Here is a 24187-nt window from a genome sequence, read left to right on the forward strand (position 1 = left end):
ATGGCCCGGGCAATCGACGTGGGCGTAATGACGTTCGGTGGATTCGTATTCGACGTGTGCGGTCGAGATCGTGATGCCACGTGCCTTTTCTTCCGGCGCGGCGTCGATCGACGAGTAGTCCTTGAACTCACCGCCAAAGCGCTCGGCACCGATCTTGGTCAGTGCGGCGGTCAGCGTGGTCTTGCCGTGGTCAACGTGACCGATGGTGCCGACATTGACGTGCGGCTTGGTGCGCTCGAACTTACCCTTGGCCATGGCTGCTTATCTCGAAATCGTCTGAATTGGTAGCACTTAGATGGTGCTCACGAAAGGAATCGAACCTTCGACCTCCTCCTTACCAAGGAGGTGCTCTACCGACTGAGCTACGTGAGCGAGTTTTGTATTATGGCACGAATTTGAATATATTCAAACTCATTCAATGGAGCGGGAGACGGGGATCGAACCCGCACCATCAGCTTGGAAGGCTGAGGTTCTACCATTGAACTACTCCCGCATCGGAAGCTCTTGCCACAACATGAAACTGGTGGAGGGAGGTGGATTCGAACCACCGAAGGCGTAAGCCAGCAGATTTACAGTCTGCCCCCGTTGGCCGCTTGGGTATCCCTCCTTACCACCCTGTCCCGTGGCGCCGAAGCGTTTTCGGTGTGGGGTGGAAGAGCCGTGAATTTTGGGGATAAACGGGGGTTCTGTCAACAACCTTTTTGAACTTTTTCACATGAATGTCGAATTGCCTTGCCGGGACGGGCTATTGGCCCGGCAACGGCAGGGTTTCGGTGGCGAAGATCGCCACATGCGGTACGCCATCGGCACCGATCCAGCCGCGATACATGCCCTGGGTGTTGAACGGGGTCGCCGCGCGGCCGTCGGCGGCGAGCACGATCGCGCCGCCATCGCCACCGAGGGCGGGAATGCGCTCGTTGATCACCGCGCGTCCTGCATCCACCGGCCCCTGCTTGAGGTACTGCATGCGGGCACAGATATCGTGCGCGGCCGCCGTGCGGATGTAGTACTCGCCCCAGCCCGTGCCCGATACCGCGCATCCTGCATCGGCATAGGTGCCCGCGCCGATGATCGGTGAGTCGCCCACGCGGCCATAGCGCTTGTTGGTCATCCCTCCGGTGGAGGTGCCGGCGGCAAGCTTGCCGTCCTTGTCCAGCGCGACCGCCCCGACGGTGCCAAAGTGCCGCGCCGTTTCCAGATCCGCATGGGCCTGGCCGCTGGCCTCTTCCTTCAGCGCCTTCTGCAGCTGCTGCCAGCGCTTGTCGGTGCGGAAGTAGGACGGATCCACCAGGGCAATGCCCTGGCTGCTGGCGAACGCCTCGGCGCCCTGCCCGACCATCATCACGTGCGGAGAATGCTGCATCACCGCTTCAGCGAGCAGGATCGGGTTGCGCACGCGCTGCACGCCGGCCACCGCGCCCGCCTTGAGCGTGGCGCCGTCCATCAGCGAGGCATCCAGTTCGTTGCGGCCATCGTGGGTGAACACCGCCCCTTTGCCGGCATTGAAGGTGGGATCGTCCTCGAGCACGGTGATCGCCGCGGTAACGGCTTCCAGTGCCGGCTTGCCCGCCGCCAGCGCGGCATGGCCTTTCAACAGCGCCTGCTGCAGGGCCGCGCGCGCGGCGGTTTCTTCGGCGGGCGAGAGATCCTTGCGCTCCACCCCCGCCCCGCCGTGTATGACCAGTACAGGCTCGGCGGCGGCGGCGGCCAGCGGGAGCGACAGGCACAGCGACAACACCACCACAGCAGAACGCGACATGGACAGGCACTCTCAAGGGACGAGGCCGCATCATGGCACGCGCGACGGGCCACCCACGCGCGTGGCCGCGACCTCACAACGCGCGCGACAGCATCCACGCATGGCGTGGATCTACCGGCGCAGCTGCAGGCGCCCCTCGCGGATATCGGCCGTCATCTCGAACGCCGCGTCGTCCACCTGGAAGCCATCCAGATGCAGGCGACTTCCTTCGCCCACCCCGGTCACCGGAATGGCGAGAAAATCCAGCGGTTTACCGCCGCGCAGGCGATCGGCCGCGCGCTGCGGCATCACCAGCCACGCAAAACCGCCGTCGCGGCTGAACACCTGGCCGGTGCCGTCGGCCTCGACACACAGCGCGGTGTCTTCATCCACGCCGAGGCCGACCATGTTCTGCTGCCCACTGCGCTGGGCGGCACGGGCCACGAAGACGATCAGGCGGCCGAGCCGGTCGCGCTTGCCGAAGTGGGTATCGGTGACCACGTTGGACAGGTACGGCATGGCCAGGAAATCACTGTCCAGGGTCACGGCCCTGCCCATCGGATCGCGCAGCGCGCGGCGGGACGTCACGCTGCCGCCATCCAGGGCGCCGTAGCTGTAGCCCCCCAGGATGGCCAACCCGGCACTGGTGCCGGCGATCGGCCGGCCGGCGCGGACGTGTGCATTGAGCGCCGCGTTCACCGCCGTGCCCTTCCAGAAACGGATATAGCGCGCCTGGTCGCCGCCGGCGATGAAGATCGCATCGGCGGCAGCGATCACCCCCAGCACGGCCGGGTCGTCGGCCGCGCGCCGACTGTTGAACACCAGGGTCTGTACCGATGCCACGCCGCCGATCTCCCGATAGAGCCGGTTCTGCAGCTCATCGGCACCGGACGCGCGCAGGATCACCACCCGGCCATGGCCGGCGCGCGCCACCCACCATTGGAAGGCTGCCGGCACCCACTCGCCGCCGCCCATCAGCATCATCGCCGGCTCGGTGTGGGGCGCCCGCGGGGCCTGCAGGGCGCCGACCTCGTAATAGCGGTAGCCCCGATCCTGCAGACTGCGCGGATTCTGGGCGTGGAGGGGGAGCGAGAGCGCTGCAAGCAGCAACCACAGAAGGGAATGGATCGGCCGGAAACCCTTGTGCACGTTGACCTCCCTGAATAAAACGGGCGTGTAAGCGCTTTCACTCTTTGCCAGAGAAATTGGCAGTGGTCAACCCCGTAAAAAAGGCGTTAAATGCGCGCCGTCCATTCACGAAATGTGAATGGGGGACAGGCCTCCCTCGAGGCCGACACTTTCTTCTCGAGAATTCTCATGCGTAAACAGGCGATGGCGTGGTCGATCCAGCTGGCGTTGATGGGTGTGGCCGCAACTGCGGGCGCCCAGACGCCCGCCCCCGGGGTGCAGCAACTGGATACGGTGCAGGTCACCGGCTCGCGCATTCCGCGTGCGCAGGTGGAGGGGCCGGCCCCGGTCACCGTCATCACTGCCGAGCAGATCCAGGCCAGCGGCTTCACCAGCGTGCCGGACGTGCTGCGCTCGATGACCCAGAACGGGGGTGAGACCCAGAGCCAGCAGTCCTCCAGCGGCGCGGACTTCTCCCCCGGTGCGCAGCAGGTCGACCTGCGCGGCCTTGGCCCCAACCACACCCTTGTGCTGGTCAACGGCCGCCGCATCGCCGATTTCCCGATGCCCTTCCAGGGCCGCAGCAACTTCACCGACGTCTCCAACATCCCGATCGGGATGATCGAGCGCATCGAAGTGCTGACCGGCAGCGCCTCGGCGATCTATGGTTCTGACGCGATCGCCGGCGTGGTCAACTTCATCCTGAAGAAGCAGGTGGATGGCACCACGGTCGACATGCGCATGGGCACCACCAGCGAAGGCGGTGGTGAGTCCTTCGACATGAGCATCGCCAGTGGCTTCGACGCCGGCCGTTTCAGCGCGGTCTACAGCCTGGAACTGCAGTCGCAGACCCCGCTGTGGGCCTATGAGCGTGGGCAGCAGGATTCCACGCTGGACGCGCCGACCGAGAGCGCCCGCGCCCTGCGCCGCGCCTACCTGCGCACCGACTACAACGACGACTACCTGGACCCGGGCCAGGCCACCTGCGATGCGCTGGCCGGCCAAAACAACGGCAGCACCCAGTACGCCGAGCGTGCGCGATATGGCTTCTACTGCGGCAGCGACCGCTCGATCGGCTACGGCACGATCCTGAGCAAACGCCGCGGTGCCAACGGCTATGCCTCGCTGCGCTACGCCTTCGACAACGGCGCGGAATGGTTCGCCGATGTGCAGATGGGTTACCACGACCTGGCGCTGATGCGCGATGTCACCCAGTGGGGCCGCATGGCCGCCGACGGCAACGAGGACGGCTACTTCTACAACCAGGCCACCGACCAGGTCGAGTTCTGGCAGCGCCAGTTCTCCCCCGAGGAAATGGGCGGACTCGACAACGGCATGGTGCGCAGCACCCAGAAGACCTTCAGCGTGACCACCGGCTTCAAGGGCGCGCTCGGTGCGGACTGGGAATACGAGGCGTCGCTGAGCCATTCGCAGTACCAGTCCAGCATCCGCTGGCCGCAGATCATCGCCGCCAAGGCCAATGCATTGTTCCTGGGCGAGCAGCTGGGCGAGTACACCGATGACGACGACAACGTGTTCCCGGTGTTCAACGCCGACCCGGCGCGCCTGTACCGGCCGCTGAGCCGCAGCGAGTACGATTCGATCGCCGCACGCACCACCTATACCCCGAAGTCGCGCACCGAGACTGCCGCGCTGACCCTGACCAATGGCGAGCTGTTCGAGCTGCCGGGTGGCAAGGCCGGCTTCGCGGCGACCGCCGAGTTCGGCAATCAGTCCTACGCACTGAACCCGGACCCGCTGGCCACGCAGTACTACTACTACAGCTGGAAGGATTCGGACGGGCACGGCAGCCGCAACCGCTGGGCGACCGCGGCCGAGCTGCGCCTGCCGCTGCATGACACGTTCAACGTCAGCCTGGCCGGCCGCTTCGACCAGTACCGTTACTCCGGCAACACGATCGGCAAGGCGACCTGGAGTGGTGGCCTGGAGTGGCGCCCGATCGACACGCTGCTGGTGCGCGGCTCCTACGGCACCGCGTTCCGCGCGCCCGACCTGCACTACGTGTATGCAGGCCCGGGCAACGATGAAACCAGTGCCAACGACTATTACACCTGCGCGGTGGACGGCGGCGATGACTGTTCGGATTACGAAGAGAACCTGATCCGCACGCGCGAAGGCAACCGCCAGCTGGACCCGGAAACCAGCACGTCGTGGAGTGCTGGTTTTGTGTGGTCGCCGGCAGCGGGCCTGGATCTGTCCGTGGACTGGTTCGATATCGACATGCGCGACCAGGTGCAGGACATGGATGTGAGCACGATTCTGCGCGACGAGGCGGCCTGCCGCCTGGGCGACGCGGACGCGGCGTCGCCGACCTGCGTGGATGCGATCAGCCGGGTTACCCGCACCAGTGATGGCCGCCTGTATGGCGTGCACGTGAGCCCGATCAACATCGCGCGCGAAACGACCCGTGGCATCGATGTGGGCCTGCGCTACCGCCTGAGCACCGGGATCGGCGATTTCATCCTCAGTGGCAACCACACCTGGGTGAAGACGCACGATTTCCAGCAGTTCGAGGGCGATGTGGTCGAGGACCAGTTCGCGATCAACAGCGGTTTCGACATTCCGCGCACCAAGACCAGTGCGAGCGTGACCTGGGAGAACGCGGCGTGGTCGGCCACGCTGTACGGCTCGCGCCTGGGCAAACTGCCAACCTACGACAGCTATGACCAGAGTTTCGATCCGGACAGCGGCGACAGCCCGTGGATCGGGGCGACGTACCGCTACAACGTGTCGTTGCAGTACCGCTTCGATGATCATTCGCGCCTGTCGCTGTCGGTGGTCAACATCGCCAACAAGCTGCCGCCGAAGGATGTGACGTACACGCCGTATCCGTACTACGACGTCTCCTGGTTCGACACCGTGGGCCGGACGATCAACCTGCAGTACACCCACAAGTTTGGCGGTACGGCGTTGTAGGCGCCGTTTCACTGCCGATAGGGGATCAAGGACGGAGGCATTGCCTCCGTCTTTTTTTTGCGCGTTGCCCGCGATGCGGCGCGGCCACCGTGTTTTCCACACGCCACGTGGAAAGCCATGGGGGTTTGGTGTGGACAAGTGCATGCAAGCCATGCGGCACAATGCTTTCAGGGCGTGGCTATTTTTTGTCCAGCCGCGGATCGCGGTTTTCCACACACACCGTGGAAAGCGATGGGGTTTGCTGTGGACAACCCCGGGTGAGCGATGCACTGCAACGGTTTTCAGTGGTGGTCAGAAATTGTCCACGTCGCTGGCGGGCGGGTCAGATGGGTTGCCGGCCAGCGGCCGGCACTACCGCGCGCGGGTTTTCCACATGGTGCGTGGAGAGGCGTGGGGGTTTGTTGTGGACAAGTGAGGCGGAGGCATACCAGGCAAGGGTTTCGGTGCCTGGTCATTTTTTATCCAGTCCATGTCGGGTGTGGAATGCGCTCCCAAAAACGCAAACGCCCCGCTCAGGGCGGGGCGTTGCGGGCATCAACGTGCGAGGAACTCAGACGTTGAAGCGGAAGTGCAGGATGTCGCCTTCCTGGACGCGGTATTCCTTGCCTTCCAGACGCAGACGACCCGCTTCCTTGGCACCGGCCTCGCCTTTGTACTTGATGAAGTCGTCATACGCGATGGTTTCGGCGCGGATGAAGCCCTTCTCGAAGTCGGTATGGATCACGGCGGCGGCCTGCGGAGCGGTGGCGCCCTTGCGCACGGTCCATGCGCGGACTTCCTTCACGCCTGCGGTGAAGTAGGTCTGCAGACCCAGCAGCTGGTACGCGGCGTAGATCACGCGGTTCAAGCCCGGCTCGGACAGGCCCAGGTCGGCCAGGAAGGTGTCGCGGTCTTCGTCGTCGAGCTGGGACAGCTCTTCTTCGATCGCGGCCGACACCGGCACCACCTGCGCGCCTTCCTCGGCGGCACGGGCGCGCACGGCATCCAGATGCGGGTTGTTCTCGAAGCCGTCTTCCAGCACGTTGGCGATGTACATCACCGGCTTGAGGGTCAGCAGGAACAGGTCACGGACCAGCGCCTTCTCTTCCTCGTCCAGGCCAGCGGTACGACCGGCCTTGCCGTCGGCCAGCGCAGCCTGCAGCTTGGCCAGCACCGGCTTGCGGGCCGCGGCTTCCTTGTCGCCCCCCTTGGCAGCGCGCTCGGCGCGGTTCAGCGCCTTCTCGACGCTGTCCAGATCGGCCAGGGCCAGTTCGGTATCGATGGTGTCGATATCCGAGAGCGGGTCGACCTTGTTATTGACGTGGATGACGTCGGCATTCTCGAAGCAGCGCACCACGTGGGTGATCGCATCCACTTCACGGATGTGGGCCAGGAACTTGTTGCCCAGGCCTTCACCACTGGCCGCGCCGGCGACGAGGCCGGCGATGTCCACGAACTCCACCGCGGTCGGGATGACCTTCTGCGGGTTGATGATGGCTGCCAGCTCGTTCAGGCGCGGATCCGGCACCGGCACGATGCCGACGTTCGGTTCAATCGTGCAGAACGGGAAGTTGGCCGCCGCGATGCCCGCCTTGGTCAGCGCATTGAACAGGGTCGATTTGCCGACGTTGGGCAGACCGACGATGCCGCATTTGATACCCATCTTTGACAACCTCTGGGGTGGTAGGTACCGACCGTTGGTCGGTACACCGTGGTTATTTCGGGGTGTGGAGGCGCTTCATCGCCTCACTGTAATCGCCGGATACCGCCAGCGGCAGCACGTCGATCGCATCTTCGATGGCGTGACCAATCAGCACATCATCGTCTTTGCTGGCGCGCCCCAGCACCCACGGGACCACGCGGTCCTTGTGGCCGGGATGGCCGATGCCGATGCGCAGGCGGTGGAATCTGCCATGGCCGAGCAGGCGGATGGTGTCGCGCAGGCCATTCTGGCCGCCGTGGCCACCGTCGAACTTGAGCCGTGCCACGCCCGGCGGCAGGTCCAGCTCGTCGTGCGCCAGCAGCGTTTCTTCCGGTTCGATCTTCCAGAAGCGCTGCGCCGCGGTGACGGATTTGCCACTGAGGTTCATGAAGGTGGCGGGCTTGAGCAGCCATACCGACTGGCCGGCGATATCGACCTTGGCGGTCTCGCCGAACAACTTGCTGTCCACGCTCCAGCGCGCGCCGGCCTGTTCGACCAGGGCGTCAATGAAACGAAACCCGGCATTGTGCCGGGTCTGGGCGTGCTCGGGTCCGGGGTTGCCCAGACCAACGATCAATCGCAATCCTGTCATTACTCTTCTTTCGTCGGTACCGGCCCTGTGCCGGTACATACAGAAACGGCGCCTGCCCCGAAGGACAGGCGCCGCAATCACTTACTCTGCAGCCGGCGCTTCGTCGGCAGCTTCTTCCTTGCCGAGCTTGGCGGTGACGATCGCGTCGTCATGGTCCTTGCCCTGGGCCAGGGCCGGGATCTCGACGCCCTTCGGCAGCTTGATGTCCGACAGGTAGATCACGTCACCAGCCTTCAGGTCGGCCAGGTCGACGTCGATCGATTCCGGCAGGTCCTTCGGCAGGCAGGTGATGCTCACTTCCTTCAGTTCGTGGGTGACCACGACGTCGGCAGCCTTGCCGGCCGGCGAGGTGTCTTCGTTGATGAAGTGCAGCGGGACGTTGGCGGTCAGCGCTTCGTTCTCGTTCACGCGCAGGAAATCCAGATGCAGGATCAGCTGCTTGAACGGGTGGCGCTGCATGTCACGCAGCAGCACCTTGGTGACCTTGCCATCCAGATTCAGGTCCAGGATGGACGAGTAGAACCACTCGTTCTGCTGGGCCAGCCAGATTTCGTTGTGGTTGAGCTGGATGACGCTCGGCTCGACGTCGCCGCCGTAGATGATCGCCGGGATCTGGCCAGCGCCACGCAGGCGGCGGCTCGCACCCTTGCCTTGCAGTTCGCGCTGGACGACCTTGATTTCATGATTCTTGGCCATGCTGATTTACTACCTTCGTTGTTTGCCGCGCCATGAGGGCGAGGCGATGAGGGGAGATCCGCGACCAGATCTCCCCGGGAAACCACCCACCGTTGCCGGTGGGCGGAAAAATCAATCCACGTACAGCGAGCTGACCGACTCACCGAAGGCGATGCGGCGCATCGTCTCGGCCAGCATTTCCGCCACGCTGAGCTGGCGGATCTTGCTGCACACCCGCGCCTCTTCACGCAGCGGGATGGTGTCGGTCACCACCAGCTCATCGAGCTGGGAGTTGTTGATGTTGTCCACCGCCGGGCCCGAGAGCACGGCGTGGGTGCAGTACGCGGCGACCTTGAGGGCGCCACGCGCCTTCAGGGCTGCAGCGGCCGCACACAGGGTGCCGGCGGTATCGACGATGTCATCGACCATCACGCAGGTCTTGCCTTCGACGTCACCGATGATGTTCATCACGGTGGAGACGTTGGCGCGCGGGCGGCGCTTGTCGATGATCGCCAGATCGGCATCGTCCAGGCGCTTGGCGACGGCGCGCGCGCGCACCACACCGCCCACGTCCGGGGACACCACGATCAGGTTTTCCGTGCCGTAGGCGCGCCAGATATCGGCGAGCAGCAGCGGCGAGGCGTATACGTTGTCCACCGGCATGTCGAAGAAACCCTGGATCTGATCGGCATGCAGATCCACCGTCAGTACCCGGTCAGCCCCGACAGCGCTGAACATCTTTGCAGCCACCTTGGCGGTGATCGGCACGCGCGAGGACCGCATGCGGCGATCCTGGCGCGAGTAGCCGAAATACGGCACCACGGCGGTGACACTGTTGACCGAAGCGCGCTTGAGCGCATCGATCAGGACCAGCAGTTCCATCAGGTTCTCTGCGCTGGGTGCACAGGTCGGCTGGATCACGAACACGTCCTGCTTACGGACGTTTTCCTCGATCTCGACCTGCACTTCACCATCGGAGAAGCGCGACACCAATGCCTTGCCAGGCCGCACCCCCAGTTCCTTGCAGATGCTCTGCGCAAGGCGCTTGTTGGCGTTGCCGGAAAATACCAGCAGGTTGGGGTGTTCTTGCATCATGACGGTCTCGGGCGGGAGCGATTGGCGGAGAACTGGGCCGCCGGCACCCGGAGGTGTCTGCGGTGACAACACCGCGGCGTATGCACCGCGCCCGCGCAGACATGCGCATGGAGTCGCGGCAGATATCCGCTAGTGGCAGGGGCGGGAGGATTCGAACCTCCGAATGCCAGGATCAAAACCTGGTGCCTTGGGCCTCTTGGCGACGCCCCTGCATCAAAATCAGTAACGCTCGAGTACATCAAGCAGTGGCGAGCGCTCCACGCCCGCAGCCACCCATGCCCGCAGTTCCTTCGGCAATTGCGCCAGGCCCTGCTCTGCAGCAGCGCGCGTGGCGAACTCGACGAAACAACCGCTTCCCGACCCGGTGAGTCGTGCCCGGCCGATACTGCTCAACGCTGCGAGCGCTGCCTCTACGGCAGGTTCGCGGCGGCGCAGGACCGGCTCGAACGCATTCCCGAGCAAAGACCCGGAAGCGAAGTCCGCTATTTTCGCCACTGGGGCATCCCGCGTCAAATCCGGTGATGCGAAAAGTGCGGGGGTCGGCACGTGAACGCCGGGGTGGACCAGCACAAACCAGGCCGGCGGCAGGGCGATCGGGGTCAGCAGTTCGCCCACGCCCTCGGCCCAGGCGTTGTGCCCGCGCACGAAAACCGGCACATCCGCGCCCAGCTGCAGACCCAGCGCGGCCAGCGCATCGACCTCCAGACCGGCGCCCCACAGGCGGTTCAGTGCGACCAGCACGGTGGCGGCATCGGAGGACCCGCCGCCGAAGCCGCCGCCAGCGGGAACGCGCTTTTCGACGCCGATATCGGCACCTTGGGCGATGTTCGCTGCAGCCTTCAACAGGTGCGCGGCGCGGATCGCCAGATCATCGGCCTCGGCAACGCCGGCCACGGAGGGGCCCTCACGGCGGATCCGACCATCGTCGCGGACACGCAGATGGATCCGATCGCCCCAATCCAGCAGCCGGAACACGGTCTGCAACTGGTGGTAACCGTCCGGGCGCCGCCCGGTGATGTGGAGGAACAGATTCAGCTTGGCCGGGGCCGGCCAGGTCGACCCGCCGTCGACTGCATCCAGCCTGCTCATGGCGTGGCCAGCACCCAGCTGTCGACCACCAGGCGGACCTTGGCGTCGCCATTGACCGCTTCGATCCGGCGCGGCAGCACCGGGCGACCAGCCTCGGCCGGGTACCAATCCAGGTATTGGATCTCCCAGCCCAGCTGCTGCACGCGACGCGGGCGGCCTTCGCCGTCGCGCTCGATGCGCTCGGCCGGGGCCGCATCGGCGATCAGGCCGCGCACCCAATCGGGCAGCTGGTTGACCGGGATATCCCAGCCGGTGGCGTCCAGCAGGACCTGCTGGGCATCGTCGCCCTCGCGCGTGCCGCCTTCCAGACCTTCCAGTCGGCCGCCCTCGTGATGGCTGTCGCCGGTCAGCTTCCAGCTCTGCCGGGTGACCGGGGCGCTGAGTTCCACCACATATCCCTGGCCCTGCTGCTGCCAGTCGATGCGGCCGTTGCCACCGTTGCGGCCCTTGCTGATCGCCACCCGGCCCTGGAACGACCAGGCCGGCTGCGCGCGCACCGCAGTGACACGCTCGGCCTCGGCCTGCTGCGCAGCGGGAGAGACGGTGGTGACCACGGTCGGGGCGGAGGGCGCCTTGCGCTCATCCAGGGACACGCAGGCGGAGAGCGACAACGCCACGGCCGCGGCAAACGCGGCCTTCAGGGACAGCAGATTCATACGCCGTATTTCTCGATCACGCGCTGCAGGGCGCGGTTGTCCGGGTCCAGCTTGCGAGCCTCCTCAAAGAAGTGGCGCGCCTCGTCCTTCCTGTTCAACACCCACAGCACCTCGCCGACATGCGCGGCGATCTCCGCATCCTTGGCCAGCGTCCAGGCGCGGCGCAGCTGCACCAGTGCTTCTTCGTTGCGGCCCAGGCGATACAGCACCCAGCCGTAACTGTCGACGATGGCGGCGTTGTCCGGCTCGGCCACGCGCGCGCGGTCGATCAGTTCCAAGGCTTCCTGATAACGCTGCGTGCGGTCGGCCAAGGTATAGCCGAGCGCGTTGAGCGCGGCGATGTTCTCCGGATCGGTGACCAGCACCTTGCGCAGGTCGGCCTCGGCGCGCGGGATGTCGTCGCGACGCTCCCAGGCCAGGGCGCGGGCATACAGCAGCGCGTTCTCGTCCGGATACGCGGCCAGGCCACGGGCCAGCGCGTCCAGTTCGCCGGCATCGTCGTTGCCGCGCTGGCGCAGCTCGGCCTCGAGCAGATAGGCATCGCGGCGGGCATCGTCATCGACGGTCGCGTCGGACTGGATCGCGTGTACTTCGGCCAGCGCCTTGTCGGTGCGGCCCAGTTCGTTCTGCGCGTTGGCCGCGCGCAGGCGCGACTCATCGCGCTCCGGGCCACCGGGCACGCTGTGATACCAGTTGACCGCTTCCTCGTAGCGCTTGAGGTACTCGGCGATCTTGCCCAGCAGCAGGCGCTGGGCCGGATCCGGCTTGGTCGCCTGCCCGGAGAGTTCGGTATACAGGGCCAGCAGGCCCGGGTCGTCCTTCTGCTTGGCCAGCAGCGAGGCGCGCATGCCGTAGGTCTGCACATCCTGCGGGCCGACCGCCAGCACGCGCTCGGCCGCAGCAGGCTGGCCCATCAGGTCGTAGGAGATCGCCACCGCGTTGCGCAGCTCGGGGTCCTGCGTGGTCTTGGGCTCCACGCCCTTCAACAGGGCCAGCGCCTCTTCAGACTTGCCGGCCTGGTTGAGCTGACTGGCGTGCAGCAGGGCCACGCGCGGCTCGTCCGGGAAGCGCTTGACCACCTCATCGACCATGCGCCGGGCCAGCTCGGGCTGCTCCATGCGCATGGCCAGACGGCCGAACTCCTGCCAGACCTCCAGGCGGTCGGGGATGGCATTGGCATCCACCAGCTCGCCCAGCACCTGGGCCGGGACCTTGGGGTCGCTGCCGCCGCTGATCAGGGCGCCGATCGCGAACTTCCAGGCGGTGGGGTCCGGGTCCTTGAGCAGCGCCTGCAGTTCGGTGCGGGCGGCCTTCACCTTGTTCTGGCGCATGTCCAGCGCGGCGGTGCTGCTGCGCATGGCCAGTGAGCGCGGCGCACGCTGCTCCCACAGGGCCAGCGCGCGGGCGGCGCGCTTGTCATCGTTGGCCAGCATGGCGATCCGGGAGGCGCGCTCGGCCAGGCCGGCATCGCCTTCACTGGCCTCGGCCGCCTCCAGGTACCAGCGCGCGGCGTCGCCCAGTTTGCCTGCCTGCAGGGCGAATTCGCCCGCCATGACCGGGGCCAGGGGGACCGCCTCGGCCGTGCTGTTCTTGCCTTTGGCCGGGGCTGCCGGGGGGGCGGCCAGGGCGTTGGCGGTGAACAAAGACAGCAGCAGAACGCTGGAGATGCGAATCAATGCGGGCATCGGGGGCATCTGAGCCTTAAAATGACGACTTGAATGGCCAGCAGCTTATCGCAAGCAACTGAACAATGACCCTGTGGGTGCTCGGACTGAATCACCAGACCGCGCCAGTGGAACTGCGCGAACGCGCCTCCTTTGGCGGCGACGCCCTGCCCCAGGCATTGGCGTCGCTGCGCGATACGCCACAGGTGGCCGAGGCGGTCCTGCTCTCCACGTGCAACCGCACCGAGCTGTACGCGGTGGCCGAATCCGGTGACGCGCTGGCGCAGTGGCTGGAGTCACATGCCGGCACCTTGCATGGGTACCTCTACCAGCACGCCGACGCCGATGCGGTGCGCCACCTGTTCCGGGTGGCCACCGGGCTGGATTCCATGGTGCTGGGCGAGCCGCAGATCCTGGGCCAGGTGAAGGATGCCTGGGCCCTGGCGCGTGATCACGGCCTGCTCGGCCAGCGTCTGGACCGGTTGTTCCAGCAGACCTTCTCGGTGGCCAAGCGCGCCCGCACCGATACGCGCGTGGGCGCCAATCCGGTCTCGGTGGCCTCCACCGCGGTGCGCCTGGCGCAGAACTCGTTCGCGCGGCTGGAAGATTCCACCGTGCTGCTGGTGGGCGCCGGCGAGACCATCGAGCTGGCCGCGCGCCATCTCAGCGAAGGGCGCGTGCGTCGGCTGCTGATCGCCAACCGCACCCTCGCCCATGCGCAGGAGCTGGCCAGCCGTCATGGCGGCGTCGCCCTGCCCCTGAGTGAGCTGGACCGTCATCTGGGCGAGGCCGACGTGGTGTTCTCGGCCACCGCCGCGCGTGAGCCGGTGATCACCCGCGCGCACGTGGCCGCCGCACTGAAAACCCGCAAGCACAAGCCGATGCTGCTGTTCGATCTGGCCGTGCCGCGTGATATCGAGGCCGGCGTGGGCGAACTGGCCGACGCCTTCCTGTACACCGTGGATGATCTGGAGCGCGCGGTCGAAGACAACCGTCGCAGCCGCCGGGAAGCGGCGGCCGAGGCCGAAGCGATCATCGAGCTGCAGGTCGCCCGTTTCGTGGAGACCCTGCAGGCCAGCGTGCACCAGGCCCCGCTGCGGCAGCTGCGCGCCTATGGCGAAGCGACCCGCGTGGAGATGCTGGAGAAAGCCCGCCAGCAGCTGGCCCATGGCAAACCACCCGAGGAAGTGCTCGAGCTGCTCGCGCATGGCCTGACCAACCGCCTGCTGCACCCGCCGACCGCCGCCCTGCGCGCGGCCGCGCTCAGCGGCGATACTGAACTCACCCGCGCCGCCGAGCGCCTGTTCCCGGCCAAGCCGGGTTACCAGCACCCTGCCGTGCGCACCGATGTAGCGAGGAACGATGACGCCGACCCTGCGCCGTAAGCTGGAAGCGCTGGCCGAGCGCCGCGAAGAACTGGAACGCCTGTTGTCCGACCCGGCCGTGGTCGGCGACAACGACCGTTTCCGCGCGCTCTCGCGCGAGTTTTCGCAGCTGGAGCCGGTCGCCAACGCGCTGGCCGACGAAGCCCGTGCCAAGGCCGATCTCGCCGCCGCCGAAGCGATGCGCGAGGACCCTGACCTGCGCGAGCTGGCCGACGAGGAAATCACCGCCGCGCAGCAGCGCCTGCAGCAGCTGGACGAAGCACTGGCCCTGTTGCTGGTGCCGCGCGATCCGCGCGATGACGGCAACCTGTTCCTGGAAGTCCGCGCGGGCACCGGCGGTGACGAGGCGGCGATCTTCGCCGGCGATCTGTTCCGCATGTACGCCCGCTATGCCGAGCGCCAGGGCTGGAAGGTCGAGATCGAATCGGACAACCCGGGCGAACATGGCGGCTACAAGGAAGTGGTCGCGCGCGTGGTCGGCCGTGGCGCGTTCTCGCGGCTGAAGTTCGAATCGGGCACGCACCGCGTGCAGCGCGTGCCGGCGACCGAGTCGCAGGGCCGCATCCATACCTCGGCCGCGACGGTGGCGATCATTCCCGAGGCGGATGACGTCGAGGACGTGGTGATCAACCCGGCCGACCTGCGCGTGGACACCTACCGCTCCTCCGGCGCCGGTGGCCAGCACGTCAACAAGACCGAATCGGCGATCCGCATCACCCACCTGCCCACCGGCGTGGTGGTGGAATGCCAGACCGAGCGCAGCCAGCACGCCAACCGCGACAAGGCGATGAAGCGCCTCAAGGCGCAGCTGCTGGATGCCGAACGCAGCAAGCAGGCCGCCGCGCAGGCCGAAAGCCGCCGGCTGCAGGTCGGCAGCGGCGACCGCAGCCAGCGCATCCGCACCTACAGCTTCCCGCAGGGACGGATCACCGACCACCGCGTGGAAGGGCTGACCCTGTACGACCTGCCCAACATCCTGACCGGCGATCTTGATGCACTGGTGAGCCGGCTGACCCACGAACACCAGGCCGACGAGCTGGCCCGGCTCGCGGAAGGCAACTGAGCATGCCCGCCCGGGCGCGGCCGCGATGAGTGCCGATCCGCAGCGCCTGCAGTTGCGCCAGGCGGTGCAGCGGCAACCGACCGATTTCATTGCGTGGGTGATGCTGGCCGACGCGGAGCTGGAAGCCGGCGATGTGCGCGCCGGCGAACAGGCCGCCACCCGTGCGCTGCAGCTGCGCGGCGACCATCCCGAGGCCCTGGCCCGGCTGGGCCGCGCACGCTGGATGCAAGGCCGCCATGGCGAGGCCGCCACACTGCTGAGGCAGGCGGCGGATCGCGCGCCCCAGCACCCCGGCATCACCCTGTGGCTCGGCCACGCACTGGAAGACGCGGGGCAACCGGAGGCGGCGGCGGATGCGTATCGCCATGCGCACCGTCTGCTGCCGGGCGAGCCCTACATCACTGCGCAGCTGCTCAACTGGCAGCGCCGGCTGTGCGATTGGCGGGATCTGGAGCGATTGTCGTCGCTCGTGCGCCAGGCCGTCGCGCAGGGCCAGGCGGTGGTCGAGCCGTTCGCCTTCCTCAGCGAAGACGGCAGCGCCGCCGAGCAGCTGGCCTGCGCCCGTCAGCGCGCGGCGGCGCTGGCCGAGGGCATCCCGCGGTTGCCGCCGGCCACGGTGCGCCCGCACGGCACGCTGCGGGTCGGCTTCCTCTCCAACGGCTTCGGCGCGCATCCCACCGGCCTGTTGACCGTCGCCCTGTTCGAACAGCTGCGCGCGCTGGACATGCTGGACCTGCATCTGTTCGCGCTCAGCGCGGACGACGGCAGCAGCATCCGCCAGCGTCTGCAGCAGGCCGCCCACACGTTGCACGATGTCAGCGCGCAGCCGCATCAGGTGATCGCCCGGCGCATCCGCGAGGCCGGGATCGATGTGCTGTTCGATCTGCGCGGCTGGGGCGGCGGCGGCACCCCGCAGGTGCTGGCAATGCGCCCGGCCCCGGTACAGGTCAACTGGCTGGCCTACCCGGGCACCTCCGGCGCGCCGTGGATCGATCATGTGCTGGCCGATGCCTTCGTGTTGCCCGAGGTGCTGGCACCGGCGTTCAGTGAGAACGTGCGGCACCTGCCGCGCGCGTTCCAGCCCTCGGACAACACCCGCGTGCTGGAACCGGTGCCCTCGCGCGAGGACTGCGGCCTGCCCGCGCAGGGCGTGGTGCTGTGCTGTTTCAACAACAGCTACAAGCTCAATCCGCGCAGCATGCAACGGCTGTTCGCGGTGCTGCACGGCGTGCCCGGCAGCGTGCTGTGGCTGCTGTCCGGGCCGGGCACTGCCGATGCACGGCTGCGCAGCGCGGCACGCCAGGCGAAGCTGGATCCGGCGCGGCTGGTGTTCATGCCACGCCTGCCGCACCCGCAGTACCTGGCGCGTTACCAGCACGCCGACCTGTTCCTGGACACGCACCCGTACAACGCCCACACCACCGCCTCCGATGCGCTGTGGGCCGGCTGCCCGGTGCTGACCAGCCCCGGCGCGACGTTCGCCTCACGCGTGGCCGGCAGCCTCAACCACCACCTGGGCATGCACGCGTTCAACGTGGCCGACGACGCGGCGTTCGTGGCTACCGCCATCCAGCTCGGCAACGACCCGGCTGCAATACAGGCCGCGCGCGCCACGCTGGCGCAACGCCGCGAGGACAGCGGCCTGTTCGACATGGCCGGTTTCGCGCGCGACCTCACCGAGGTGATCGAAACGCTCGCACGCGAACGCGGCTGGCAGGGCCCACACATCGCCTGAGCATCGGCTGCGCTAGGCTCGGGCTTCCCTGTGAATCACCGAGGCACGCCGATGGGCAAGCTCAAGCGCAAGGACTACCAGGCCCTGCTGGAACCGATGCAACTGGAACTGGCGGCGATGGCGCGCTGGGTGCAGCACACCGGGCAGCGCGTGCTGGTGCTGTTCGAAGGCCGCGACACCGCGGGCAAGGGCGGTGCGATCCAGGCGATCGCCGAGCATCTCAATCCGCGCCAGTGCAAGGTGGTCGCGCTGCCCAAGCCGACCGATCGCGAAAGCACGCAGTGGTATTTCCAGCGCTATGTCTCGCACCTGCCGGCGGCGGGCGAGATCGTGCTGATGGACCGCAGCTGGTACAACCGCGCCGGCGTCGAGCATGTGATGGGCTATTGCACCGAGCCGCAGTACCGCAGCTTCCTGGCGCAGACGCCGGTGTTCGAGAAGCTGCTGATCGATGATGGCATCGTGCTGTTCAAGTACTGGCTCAGCGTGGACCAGGCACAACAGGAAAAGCGTTTTGCCGAGCGCCACCTCGATCCGCTCAAGGGCTGGAAGCTGTCGCCGGTGGACCTGAAATCACGCAGCAAGTACAGCGCCTATACCGAGAGCCGCGAAGCGATGCTGCGCGCGACGCATAACGATGATGCCCCGTGGACGCTGGTGGACTTCAACGACCAGAAACGCGGGCGGCTGGGCCTGATCCGCAACCTGCTCGATCGCCTGCCCGATACCCGCGTGGACGAACCGGTGCTGGCGCTGCCGCCGTTGAAGGGCAAGCTGCACAAGGAGCACTTCGGGGTCTTGAAGCCGATTGAACCCTTCGTCGTCGGGTAGATCCACGCATGGCGTGGATCTACCGGCGCTGCGAGGCACAGGCATGCCGGGTATCCGCCGGCATGCCAGTGAGGATCAGCCTTCCTTGATCCGCGCTTCAATGTCATGCGCGGTGACCGGGCCGAGGAATTCCTTGGCGACCTTGCCATCCGGCGCGATCAGGTAGGTCATCGGCAGGCCGCGCGGGATCGCGAAGTCTTCCGGCGGGTTGTAGGTATCCACGATCACGATCGGATAGGTGACCGGACGCTTCTCCAGGAAGGCCTTCATCTCGGCCGGTTCGATGTCCTCGAAGGCCAGCCCGACCACCTCGATTTCATTGCGCATCGCGTGCAGCGCGGAGAGCTCGGGCATTTCCTTGCGGCATGGGGCGCACCAGGTCGCCCAGAAGTTCACCACCACCCACTTGCCGCGGTGAGCGGCCAGATCGTAGTCGGTGCCGTCCAGCGCCTTGGCTTTCAGCGTCGGCTGTTCGACGGTCCTGCGTTCGGTCGCCGGCACGGCTTCGGTCGGCGGCGCGGCGGGCTCGCTGATCGGGGCCGGGACGGCGGGCGCAGTGGCCTCGCTCTGTGCGGCGGGCTTGTTGCAGGCGGCCAGCGTCAGCAGGCCCAGGGCCAGCAGCAGGGGCTTGGCGGTCATGGTTTGTCTCCGGGGGTCGAGTAGATGTCGCTGACGCGGCGTTTGAGCAGTTCGCGCAGCGGCAGGCGCAAGGTGTCCAGCGCGGCCACCGAGGCCGTGCCCAGGCTGTCGTCGCGGTAGGGCAGGTAGGCTTCCTTGATCGGGATCCGCATCTGCGTGGTCTCGTACAGGTCGGCCAGGGTGAGTTTGTCCAGGTCGCGCGCGAGCAGCCATTCGCCCTGCTCGTCGCGGCGCACCACGCGGATTGCTTCCAGATCGCAGAGCAGCGTCTGCAGCAGCGAATCGGTCAGCATCGGCTCGAGCCGCAGGATCTCGTCGTCATCCAGGCTGCGGCCGTCGGCGCGGGCCTGGTGGAAGCGACCGATCAGGCGCAGCAGGCCATAGATCTCATACCCCACCGGCAGGCGCAGGTCGGCCGGCTGGTAGCGGAACGCGGCGATCGAGGAGGCAAGCGATGCGCCGAGCAGCACCGAGACCCAGCACAGGTAGATCCACAGCAGCAGGATCGGTACGAAAGCGACCGTGCCGTAGAGCTTCTGGTAGGACTGGAAGCTGCCCAGGTAGGCGCCCATGCCCCACTTCACCAGCTCCAGCATGATCGCGGCCAGGATCGCGCCGGGGACGGCATGCCGCCATTTGACCGTGTGGTGCGGCACCACGCGGTACACCAGCATGATGCAGACGAACTCGATCAGGATCGGCGCGACCGTCAATGAGACGTTGGCCAGCCAGCGGCCTTCGCTGGTACCGAACAGCGGCAGCGCGAACACCCGCGCCGAGACCGCCAGCGAGGCGGCGGCCAGCATCGCGCCGAGGGTGAGCACCGTCCAATACACCAGGAAGCGGGTCAGCTTCGGCCGGGTCGAACTCACCCGCCAGATCTGGTTGAAGGTTTCCTCCACGCTGTTGAGCGTGATCAGCAGCGACACCACCAGGGCGATGAAGCCGGCGGCGGTCAGCTGCCCGGCGCTGGCCGAGAACTGTCGCAGGTAGCCTTCGGCGGCGCGCGCGGCGTTGGGCACGAAGTTGGAGAACACGTAGTCGCTGAGGGTGTCGCTCCAGCGGTCGAACACCGGGAAGGCCGAGAGCACCCCGAACACCACGATGGCCAGCGGCACCAGCGCGAACACGGTGGTGTAGGCCAGCGAGGCGGCCGCCTGGAACAGGCGGTCATCCAGGAAACGGCGCCACAGGAAGCGGCCGAAGCTGATCGCGCGCGCACGGTCCCGGACGCGTTCGATCCACAGGTTGATCGTATCGAGAGGTTCCATCGGCGCAAGGGTACCCGATGACGGGTGTGGGGCATGCACGCCCGCCACGGTGCCCAGCCCGGGCACGGACCTCGCCCTGAGCGGGCTGCGTTGCCATACTGCCTGCATCGGACGCAATGAGATGAAAGCGAAATGGCGGAGATCCTGGTGCTGTACTACAGCCGTGGCGGTTCAGTGGCACGGCTTGCCCGCCAGATTGCGCGCGGCATCGGCGAGGTGCCCGGCATGAGCGCGCGGCTGCGCACGGTGCCCCCGGTGGCGGCGGTGACGCAGACCGCGCTGCCGCCGGTGCCCGAGGATGGCGCACCGTATGTGAGCGTGGCCGACCTGGCCGAATGCACCGGGCTGCTGCTGGGCAGCCCGACCCGCTTCGGCAACATGGCCGCGCCGGTGAAGCACTTCCTGGACAGCCTGGGCGCGGAATGGGTCAACGGGACATTGGCCGGCAAGCCGGCGGGCGTGTTCACCTCGACGGCCTCGCTGCACGGCGGGCAGGAATCGACGCTGCTGTCGATGCAGGTGCCGTTGCTGCACCACGGCTGCCTGATCGTGGGTATTCCCTTCACCGAGCCGGCGCTGAGCCATACCACCACCGGCGGCACGCCGTATGGCGCCAGCCATGTGGCCGGGGCGGACGACAACCCGGTGCCGAGCGAGGATGAAAGCATCCTGGCGCGGGCGCTGGGGCGGCGGGTCGCCGATATCGCACGGCGGCTGGCGTGAGTACGCGCGCCCAGGAGATCGTGCTGGCCCTGCTGCTGGTGGCGCTGGCGGTGCTGTTCGCGGTCTGGTTCGCGCAGGACAAGCATTGGCTGGCCACCCAGCTGGTGTTCACGCTGCCGCCGCTGCTGCTGGCGCTGGGCGTGCTGGTGCGGCGTGGCAAGGCGACGTTCTGGGCGGGGGTGCTGGCGCTGTTCTGGTTCAGCCACGGGGTGATGAGCGCCTGGAGCCATCCAGAGGTGGCGCTGTGGGCCTGGCTCGAGCTGGGGCTGGCCCTGGCCGTGATCGGGGTGGCCAGCACGCCGGGGCTGCGGCGCCGCTTCGGGCGCAGGACGCCGGCCGACTGAGGTCGTTGCGGCGCGGCCCTGCATCGGGCCGGCGGCGGCCGTATCATCTACGGGTCGGCGCGGCGGTTCCGTGCCCTTCTGTCTGGTACCCAGGATGCTTGCAATGGAAGAACTACTGATCATCACCACCGGTGGCACGATCGACAAGATCTACTTCGACGACAAGTCGGACTATCAGATCGGTGATCCGCAGATCGGGATGATCCTGCGCGAGCTCGGCGTGACCTTCCGTTTCAATGTGATCCCGATCCTGCGCAAGGATTCGCTGCACATCACCGACGATGACCGTGAGTTGATCCGGGCGACGATCGCCGCGCAGCCGACGCGCCATGTGCTGGTCACCCACGGCACCGATTCGATGGTGCAGACGGGCCAGGTGTTGAAGTCGATCACCGACAAGACGATCGTGATGACCGGTGCGCTGAGCCCGGCGCGCTTCCGCGGCTCGGATGCGGAGTTCAACATCGGGTGTGCGATCGGTGCGGTGCAGTCGTTGCCGAGCGGTGTGTACATTGCGATGAACGGCCGGATCTGGAATCCGGAACAGGTGCGCAAGAACGTGGCCGCCAACCGGTTCGAAGCTGCATAATCGGTGTTGATTGAACGAACGCCCCGGCATGCCGGGGCGTTCTGCGTTGGGGCGATGGGAAGGCGATCAGTACTGCGCGGTGAGGGTGACCCCGGAGAAGGTCGAGTAGGCCTTCACCCGCACGTGCCAGGTGCCGGCCGCCGGTGAGGTGATCGTGCAGGTCTCATTGTTGCCGCTGAGGTAGGGGCGGCAGGTGTAGACGGTGTCGGTCGGCGCGCTGCCGGAGCGGACGTAGAGATCGGCATCGCCACTGCCGCCGGCGAGGGTGACCTTCAGCTGGCTACGGCCGGACGGCACGGTCACGGTGTAGGCCAGCGAAACACCGCTGGCGGCGCCAAGGCCCGTGACCGGAACGTTGTTCTGCAGCACGTTGCCGGTACCCGGGTTGGGGTTGGTCCCGCCCAGGGCCGCCGTCACCGCCGCATCGGCATCGACGATGCCCGCGCCGCAGCCGCCGGAGCAGGCGCCCGGCAACGGCCGTGCGGTGCTCTTGAGCAGGCTTTCGATGGCGGCCGGGCTCAGCGCGGTGGGGGCAACGGACTGGATCAGCGCGACCACGCCGGCCACGTGCGGGGCCGCCATCGAGGTGCCGTTGTAGGAGGCATACGATGCGCTGCCCGGAACCGTGGTGCCGCTGTTGAGGGTGGAGAGGATGCCCTGCCCCGGCGCCGAGATGTCGATGCCGGTGCCGTAGTTGGAGAAGCTCGCACGGGCGCCGGCTGACGTGGTGGCGGCGACAGCGATGACGTTGGCGCAGTTGGCCGGCACGGAGGACGAGACGTTGGTATTGCTGTTGCCCGCGGCGACCACCACGGTGGTGCCGCGCGAGACGGCGCCATTGATCGCGGTCTGGTAGGTGGTGGAGCAGCTGCCACCGCCGCCGAGGGACATGTTGATCACTTCGGCGGGGTTGGCATTGGCCGGGACGCCACTGACAGTGCCGCCGGACGCCCAGACGATCGCGTCGGCGATGTCGGAGGTGTAGCCACCGCACTTGCCGAGCACGCGTACCGGGACGACCTTGGCATTGAAGGCCGTGCCTGCCACGCCGGTGCTGTTGTTGGTCACCGCCGCGACGGTGCCGGCCACGTGGGTGCCGTGCCAGCTCGAGTTGGAGGCCGGAATGCCCGAACCGCATTCGTTGGCGGCGTACCAGTCGCCTTCGTCGTTGGGGTTGTTGTCGCGGCCACCGCCGTCGCGCGCCATCGCCGCGTCGCTGATGAAGTCATAGCCGGGCAGGATGTTCGCATTGAGATCGGGATGGTTGGTGATGCCGGTATCGATCACCGCGACCACCACGCCGGTGCCGGTGGCCTTGTCCCAGGCCGGGCGAACGTTGATCGACGCATTACTGGTGCCGAAGCCCCACTGCTCGGAGAAACGCGTGTCGTTGGGCACCAGGGTGGCCTGCATCAGCTGGTCGACCTCGACGTATTCCACGCTCGGGTCGGCGGCCAGGCGGCGCATCAGCAGCTCGGCCTCGGCGCGGTCCAGCGGCCGGTCGGCCTTGACCACGGTCGGCCCGATCGCCAGCTGACGCAGCTTCTGCAGTCCCAGCGCGCGGCCCTGTGCGGCCGGCACCGCCGCGGCGGCGGCCTTGAGCGAGCTGGCCAGCGCGGTCGGGGTGGCGACCCCGGTGCTGCCGTCCTTGTACTTCACGATGAAGCGCTGATGGGTCGGCGCCGAGGACAGGCCGCTCAACTGCACATCGCCGGCGAACGCCGGGGTAGCCAGCAGCAGGGTCGACAGAACGGACGCGCCCAGTACAACCAATGCACGCTGACGCAAACGGTGTTGCGAGACATGAGACATCGGATTTCCCTTTCAGACAGTGAATGCCGTCGTCGCGGCTGAGAATCCAGGTCCGATCCGGGGGCTGCTGCAATCGATGGCGCGGATCGGCCCGGTGAGTGGATCGGTTCCCCTGAATCAAACCGCCCATCACGACGCTAGTGGCTGACTGGCCGATCAACAATGTTTCAGCTGCACTTCAGTGACATGAAATGTCGGATCTGAGACTTTCCGGGTCGAGGGTTTGTGAAAGTGAAGGAACGGACGCCCGTTCGAGGGGTCCGATTACGCCACGGATTGTCTGAAATGGCTGTCGTCGTCGACAAATTCGGGACACCACTTGCGCATCAATGGCTTACGCCAGTGCCACCGCAGGACAGTCATGCCGGCTGATGGCCGACGCCCGACCATCCCGCACTACCGGCCGCTGGCCGGCGCCCGACCATCCCGCACTACCGGCCGCTGGCCGGCGCCTGACCATCCCGTAGTGCCGGCCGCTGGCCGGCGCCTGACCATCCCGTAGTGCCGGCCGCTGGCCGGCTCCGCGGACTGCTGCAGAGC

Annotated in this window: 21 protein-coding genes and 4 tRNA genes; 8 read left to right on the forward strand and 17 right to left on the reverse strand. The window is 66.9% G+C overall.

What is annotated here, in order from left to right:
- The 6 genes from ABE571_RS17875 to ABE571_RS17900 form a co-directional block, all read right to left on the reverse strand.
- On the reverse strand, nt 1-255 hold a 255-nt coding region (locus ABE571_RS17875), incomplete at its 3' end, for a GTP-binding protein (RefSeq protein WP_346464516.1).
- Between the two features lie 41 nt (nt 256-296).
- Nucleotides 297-372: transfer RNA gene (locus ABE571_RS17880), tRNA-Thr, on the reverse strand.
- A 47-nt stretch (nt 373-419) separates the two neighbouring features.
- Nucleotides 420-493, reverse strand: a tRNA-Gly gene (locus ABE571_RS17885).
- Between the two features lie 28 nt (nt 494-521).
- A tRNA-Tyr gene (locus ABE571_RS17890) sits at nt 522-607 on the reverse strand.
- Between the two features lie 138 nt (nt 608-745).
- Entirely contained in the window at nt 746-1759 is a 1014-nt protein-coding gene (locus ABE571_RS17895; protein WP_313209717.1) for an isoaspartyl peptidase/L-asparaginase, read from the reverse strand.
- Nucleotides 1760-1870: 111 nt separating this feature from the next.
- The gene (locus tag ABE571_RS17900) at nt 1871-2887 is read right to left on the reverse strand and encodes a cyanophycinase (RefSeq protein ID WP_313209719.1); all 1017 of its coding nucleotides are present in this window, start codon (nt 2885-2887) and stop codon (nt 1871-1873) included.
- Between the two features lie 168 nt (nt 2888-3055).
- On the opposite strand from ABE571_RS17900, the gene ABE571_RS17905 reads away from it, so the two are divergent.
- On the forward strand, nt 3056-5803 hold the full coding sequence (locus tag ABE571_RS17905) for a TonB-dependent receptor (protein WP_313217309.1): 2748 nt from the start codon (nt 3056-3058) through the stop codon (nt 5801-5803).
- A 550-nt stretch (nt 5804-6353) separates the two neighbouring features.
- On the opposite strand, the gene ychF is transcribed toward ABE571_RS17905, so the two are convergent.
- From ychF to ABE571_RS17945, 8 genes are all read right to left on the reverse strand, one after another.
- A complete protein-coding gene (gene ychF, locus ABE571_RS17910; protein ID WP_088434937.1) occupies nt 6354-7445 on the reverse strand; it encodes a redox-regulated ATPase YchF in 1092 nt (363 codons plus the stop codon).
- Nucleotides 7446-7497: 52 nt separating this feature from the next.
- Nucleotides 7498-8076, reverse strand: a complete 579-nt coding sequence (pth, locus tag ABE571_RS17915; RefSeq protein ID WP_313217308.1) for an aminoacyl-tRNA hydrolase — start codon at nt 8074-8076, stop codon at nt 7498-7500.
- Nucleotides 8077-8157: 81 nt separating this feature from the next.
- Nucleotides 8158-8772: a 50S ribosomal protein L25/general stress protein Ctc gene (locus tag ABE571_RS17920; RefSeq protein ID WP_102789571.1), complete on the reverse strand. Its 615-nt coding sequence runs from the start codon at nt 8770-8772 to the stop codon at nt 8158-8160.
- Nucleotides 8773-8883: 111 nt separating this feature from the next.
- A complete protein-coding gene (locus tag ABE571_RS17925; protein ID WP_026070235.1) occupies nt 8884-9843 on the reverse strand; it encodes a ribose-phosphate diphosphokinase in 960 nt (319 codons plus the stop codon).
- Between the two features lie 136 nt (nt 9844-9979).
- Nucleotides 9980-10056 (reverse strand) — tRNA-Gln (locus ABE571_RS17930).
- 9 nt (nt 10057-10065) lie between these two features.
- Entirely contained in the window at nt 10066-10935 is an 870-nt protein-coding gene (gene ispE, locus ABE571_RS17935) for a 4-(cytidine 5'-diphospho)-2-C-methyl-D-erythritol kinase (protein ID WP_313212217.1), read from the reverse strand.
- Entirely contained in the window at nt 10932-11591 is a 660-nt protein-coding gene (lolB, locus tag ABE571_RS17940) for a lipoprotein insertase outer membrane protein LolB (protein WP_313217306.1), read from the reverse strand. The genes ispE and lolB overlap by 4 nt, the downstream gene beginning before the upstream one ends.
- Nucleotides 11588-13276: a tetratricopeptide repeat protein gene (locus ABE571_RS17945; RefSeq protein WP_346464514.1), complete on the reverse strand. Its 1689-nt coding sequence runs from the start codon at nt 13274-13276 to the stop codon at nt 11588-11590. Before ABE571_RS17945 ends, lolB begins: the two co-directional genes overlap by 4 nt.
- Before the next feature lie 65 nt (nt 13277-13341).
- On the opposite strand from ABE571_RS17945, the gene hemA reads away from it, so the two are divergent.
- The 4 genes from hemA to ppk2 are packed head-to-tail and all read left to right on the forward strand — an operon-like array spanning nt 13342 to nt 18269.
- Complete coding sequence (gene hemA, locus ABE571_RS17950; protein WP_313212214.1) at nt 13342-14640, forward strand: glutamyl-tRNA reductase; 1299 nt, start codon at nt 13342-13344, stop codon at nt 14638-14640.
- Entirely contained in the window at nt 14618-15703 is a 1086-nt protein-coding gene (gene prfA / locus ABE571_RS17955; protein WP_313212213.1) for a peptide chain release factor 1, read from the forward strand. The genes hemA and prfA overlap by 23 nt, the downstream gene beginning before the upstream one ends.
- A gap of 25 nt (nt 15704-15728) precedes the next feature.
- Nucleotides 15729-17438 (forward strand): tetratricopeptide repeat protein, encoded by a 1710-nt coding sequence (locus ABE571_RS17960; protein WP_346494330.1) that lies wholly within the window; start codon nt 15729-15731, stop codon nt 17436-17438.
- Nucleotides 17439-17489: 51 nt separating this feature from the next.
- Nucleotides 17490-18269: a polyphosphate kinase 2 gene (gene ppk2 / locus ABE571_RS17965; protein WP_346494332.1), complete on the forward strand. Its 780-nt coding sequence runs from the start codon at nt 17490-17492 to the stop codon at nt 18267-18269.
- A gap of 75 nt (nt 18270-18344) precedes the next feature.
- Here the strand turns inward: ppk2 and ABE571_RS17970 are convergent, their stop codons facing one another.
- Together ABE571_RS17970 and ABE571_RS17975 are read right to left on the reverse strand one after the other, a co-directional pair.
- Nucleotides 18345-18908, reverse strand: a complete 564-nt coding sequence (locus ABE571_RS17970) for a TlpA disulfide reductase family protein (protein WP_313212210.1) — start codon at nt 18906-18908, stop codon at nt 18345-18347.
- Complete coding sequence (locus ABE571_RS17975; RefSeq protein ID WP_313212209.1) at nt 18905-20179, reverse strand: YihY family inner membrane protein; 1275 nt, start codon at nt 20177-20179, stop codon at nt 18905-18907. The genes ABE571_RS17970 and ABE571_RS17975 overlap by 4 nt, the downstream gene beginning before the upstream one ends.
- A 132-nt stretch (nt 20180-20311) precedes the next feature.
- On the opposite strand from ABE571_RS17975, the gene wrbA reads away from it, so the two are divergent.
- The 3 genes from wrbA (at nt 20312) to ABE571_RS17990 (ending at nt 21835) form a co-directional block, all read left to right on the forward strand.
- A complete protein-coding gene (gene wrbA / locus ABE571_RS17980; RefSeq protein WP_313212208.1) occupies nt 20312-20902 on the forward strand; it encodes an NAD(P)H:quinone oxidoreductase in 591 nt (196 codons plus the stop codon).
- A complete protein-coding gene (locus ABE571_RS17985; protein WP_313217304.1) occupies nt 20899-21246 on the forward strand; it encodes a DUF2069 domain-containing protein in 348 nt (115 codons plus the stop codon). The genes wrbA and ABE571_RS17985 overlap by 4 nt, the downstream gene beginning before the upstream one ends.
- 103 nt (nt 21247-21349) lie before the next feature.
- Nucleotides 21350-21835: an asparaginase domain-containing protein gene (locus tag ABE571_RS17990; RefSeq protein WP_121044584.1), complete on the forward strand. Its 486-nt coding sequence runs from the start codon at nt 21350-21352 to the stop codon at nt 21833-21835.
- A 66-nt stretch (nt 21836-21901) separates the two neighbouring features.
- Here the strand turns inward: ABE571_RS17990 and ABE571_RS17995 are convergent, their stop codons facing one another.
- Nucleotides 21902-23647, reverse strand: coding sequence for a S8 family peptidase (locus ABE571_RS17995; protein WP_313217303.1), 1746 nt, complete (start codon nt 23645-23647; stop codon nt 21902-21904).
- Nucleotides 23648-24187: the final 540 nt, after the last annotated feature.

This window comes from Stenotrophomonas sp. TWI273 (assembly GCF_039674765.1).
Classification (GTDB): domain Bacteria; phylum Pseudomonadota; class Gammaproteobacteria; order Xanthomonadales; family Xanthomonadaceae; genus Stenotrophomonas.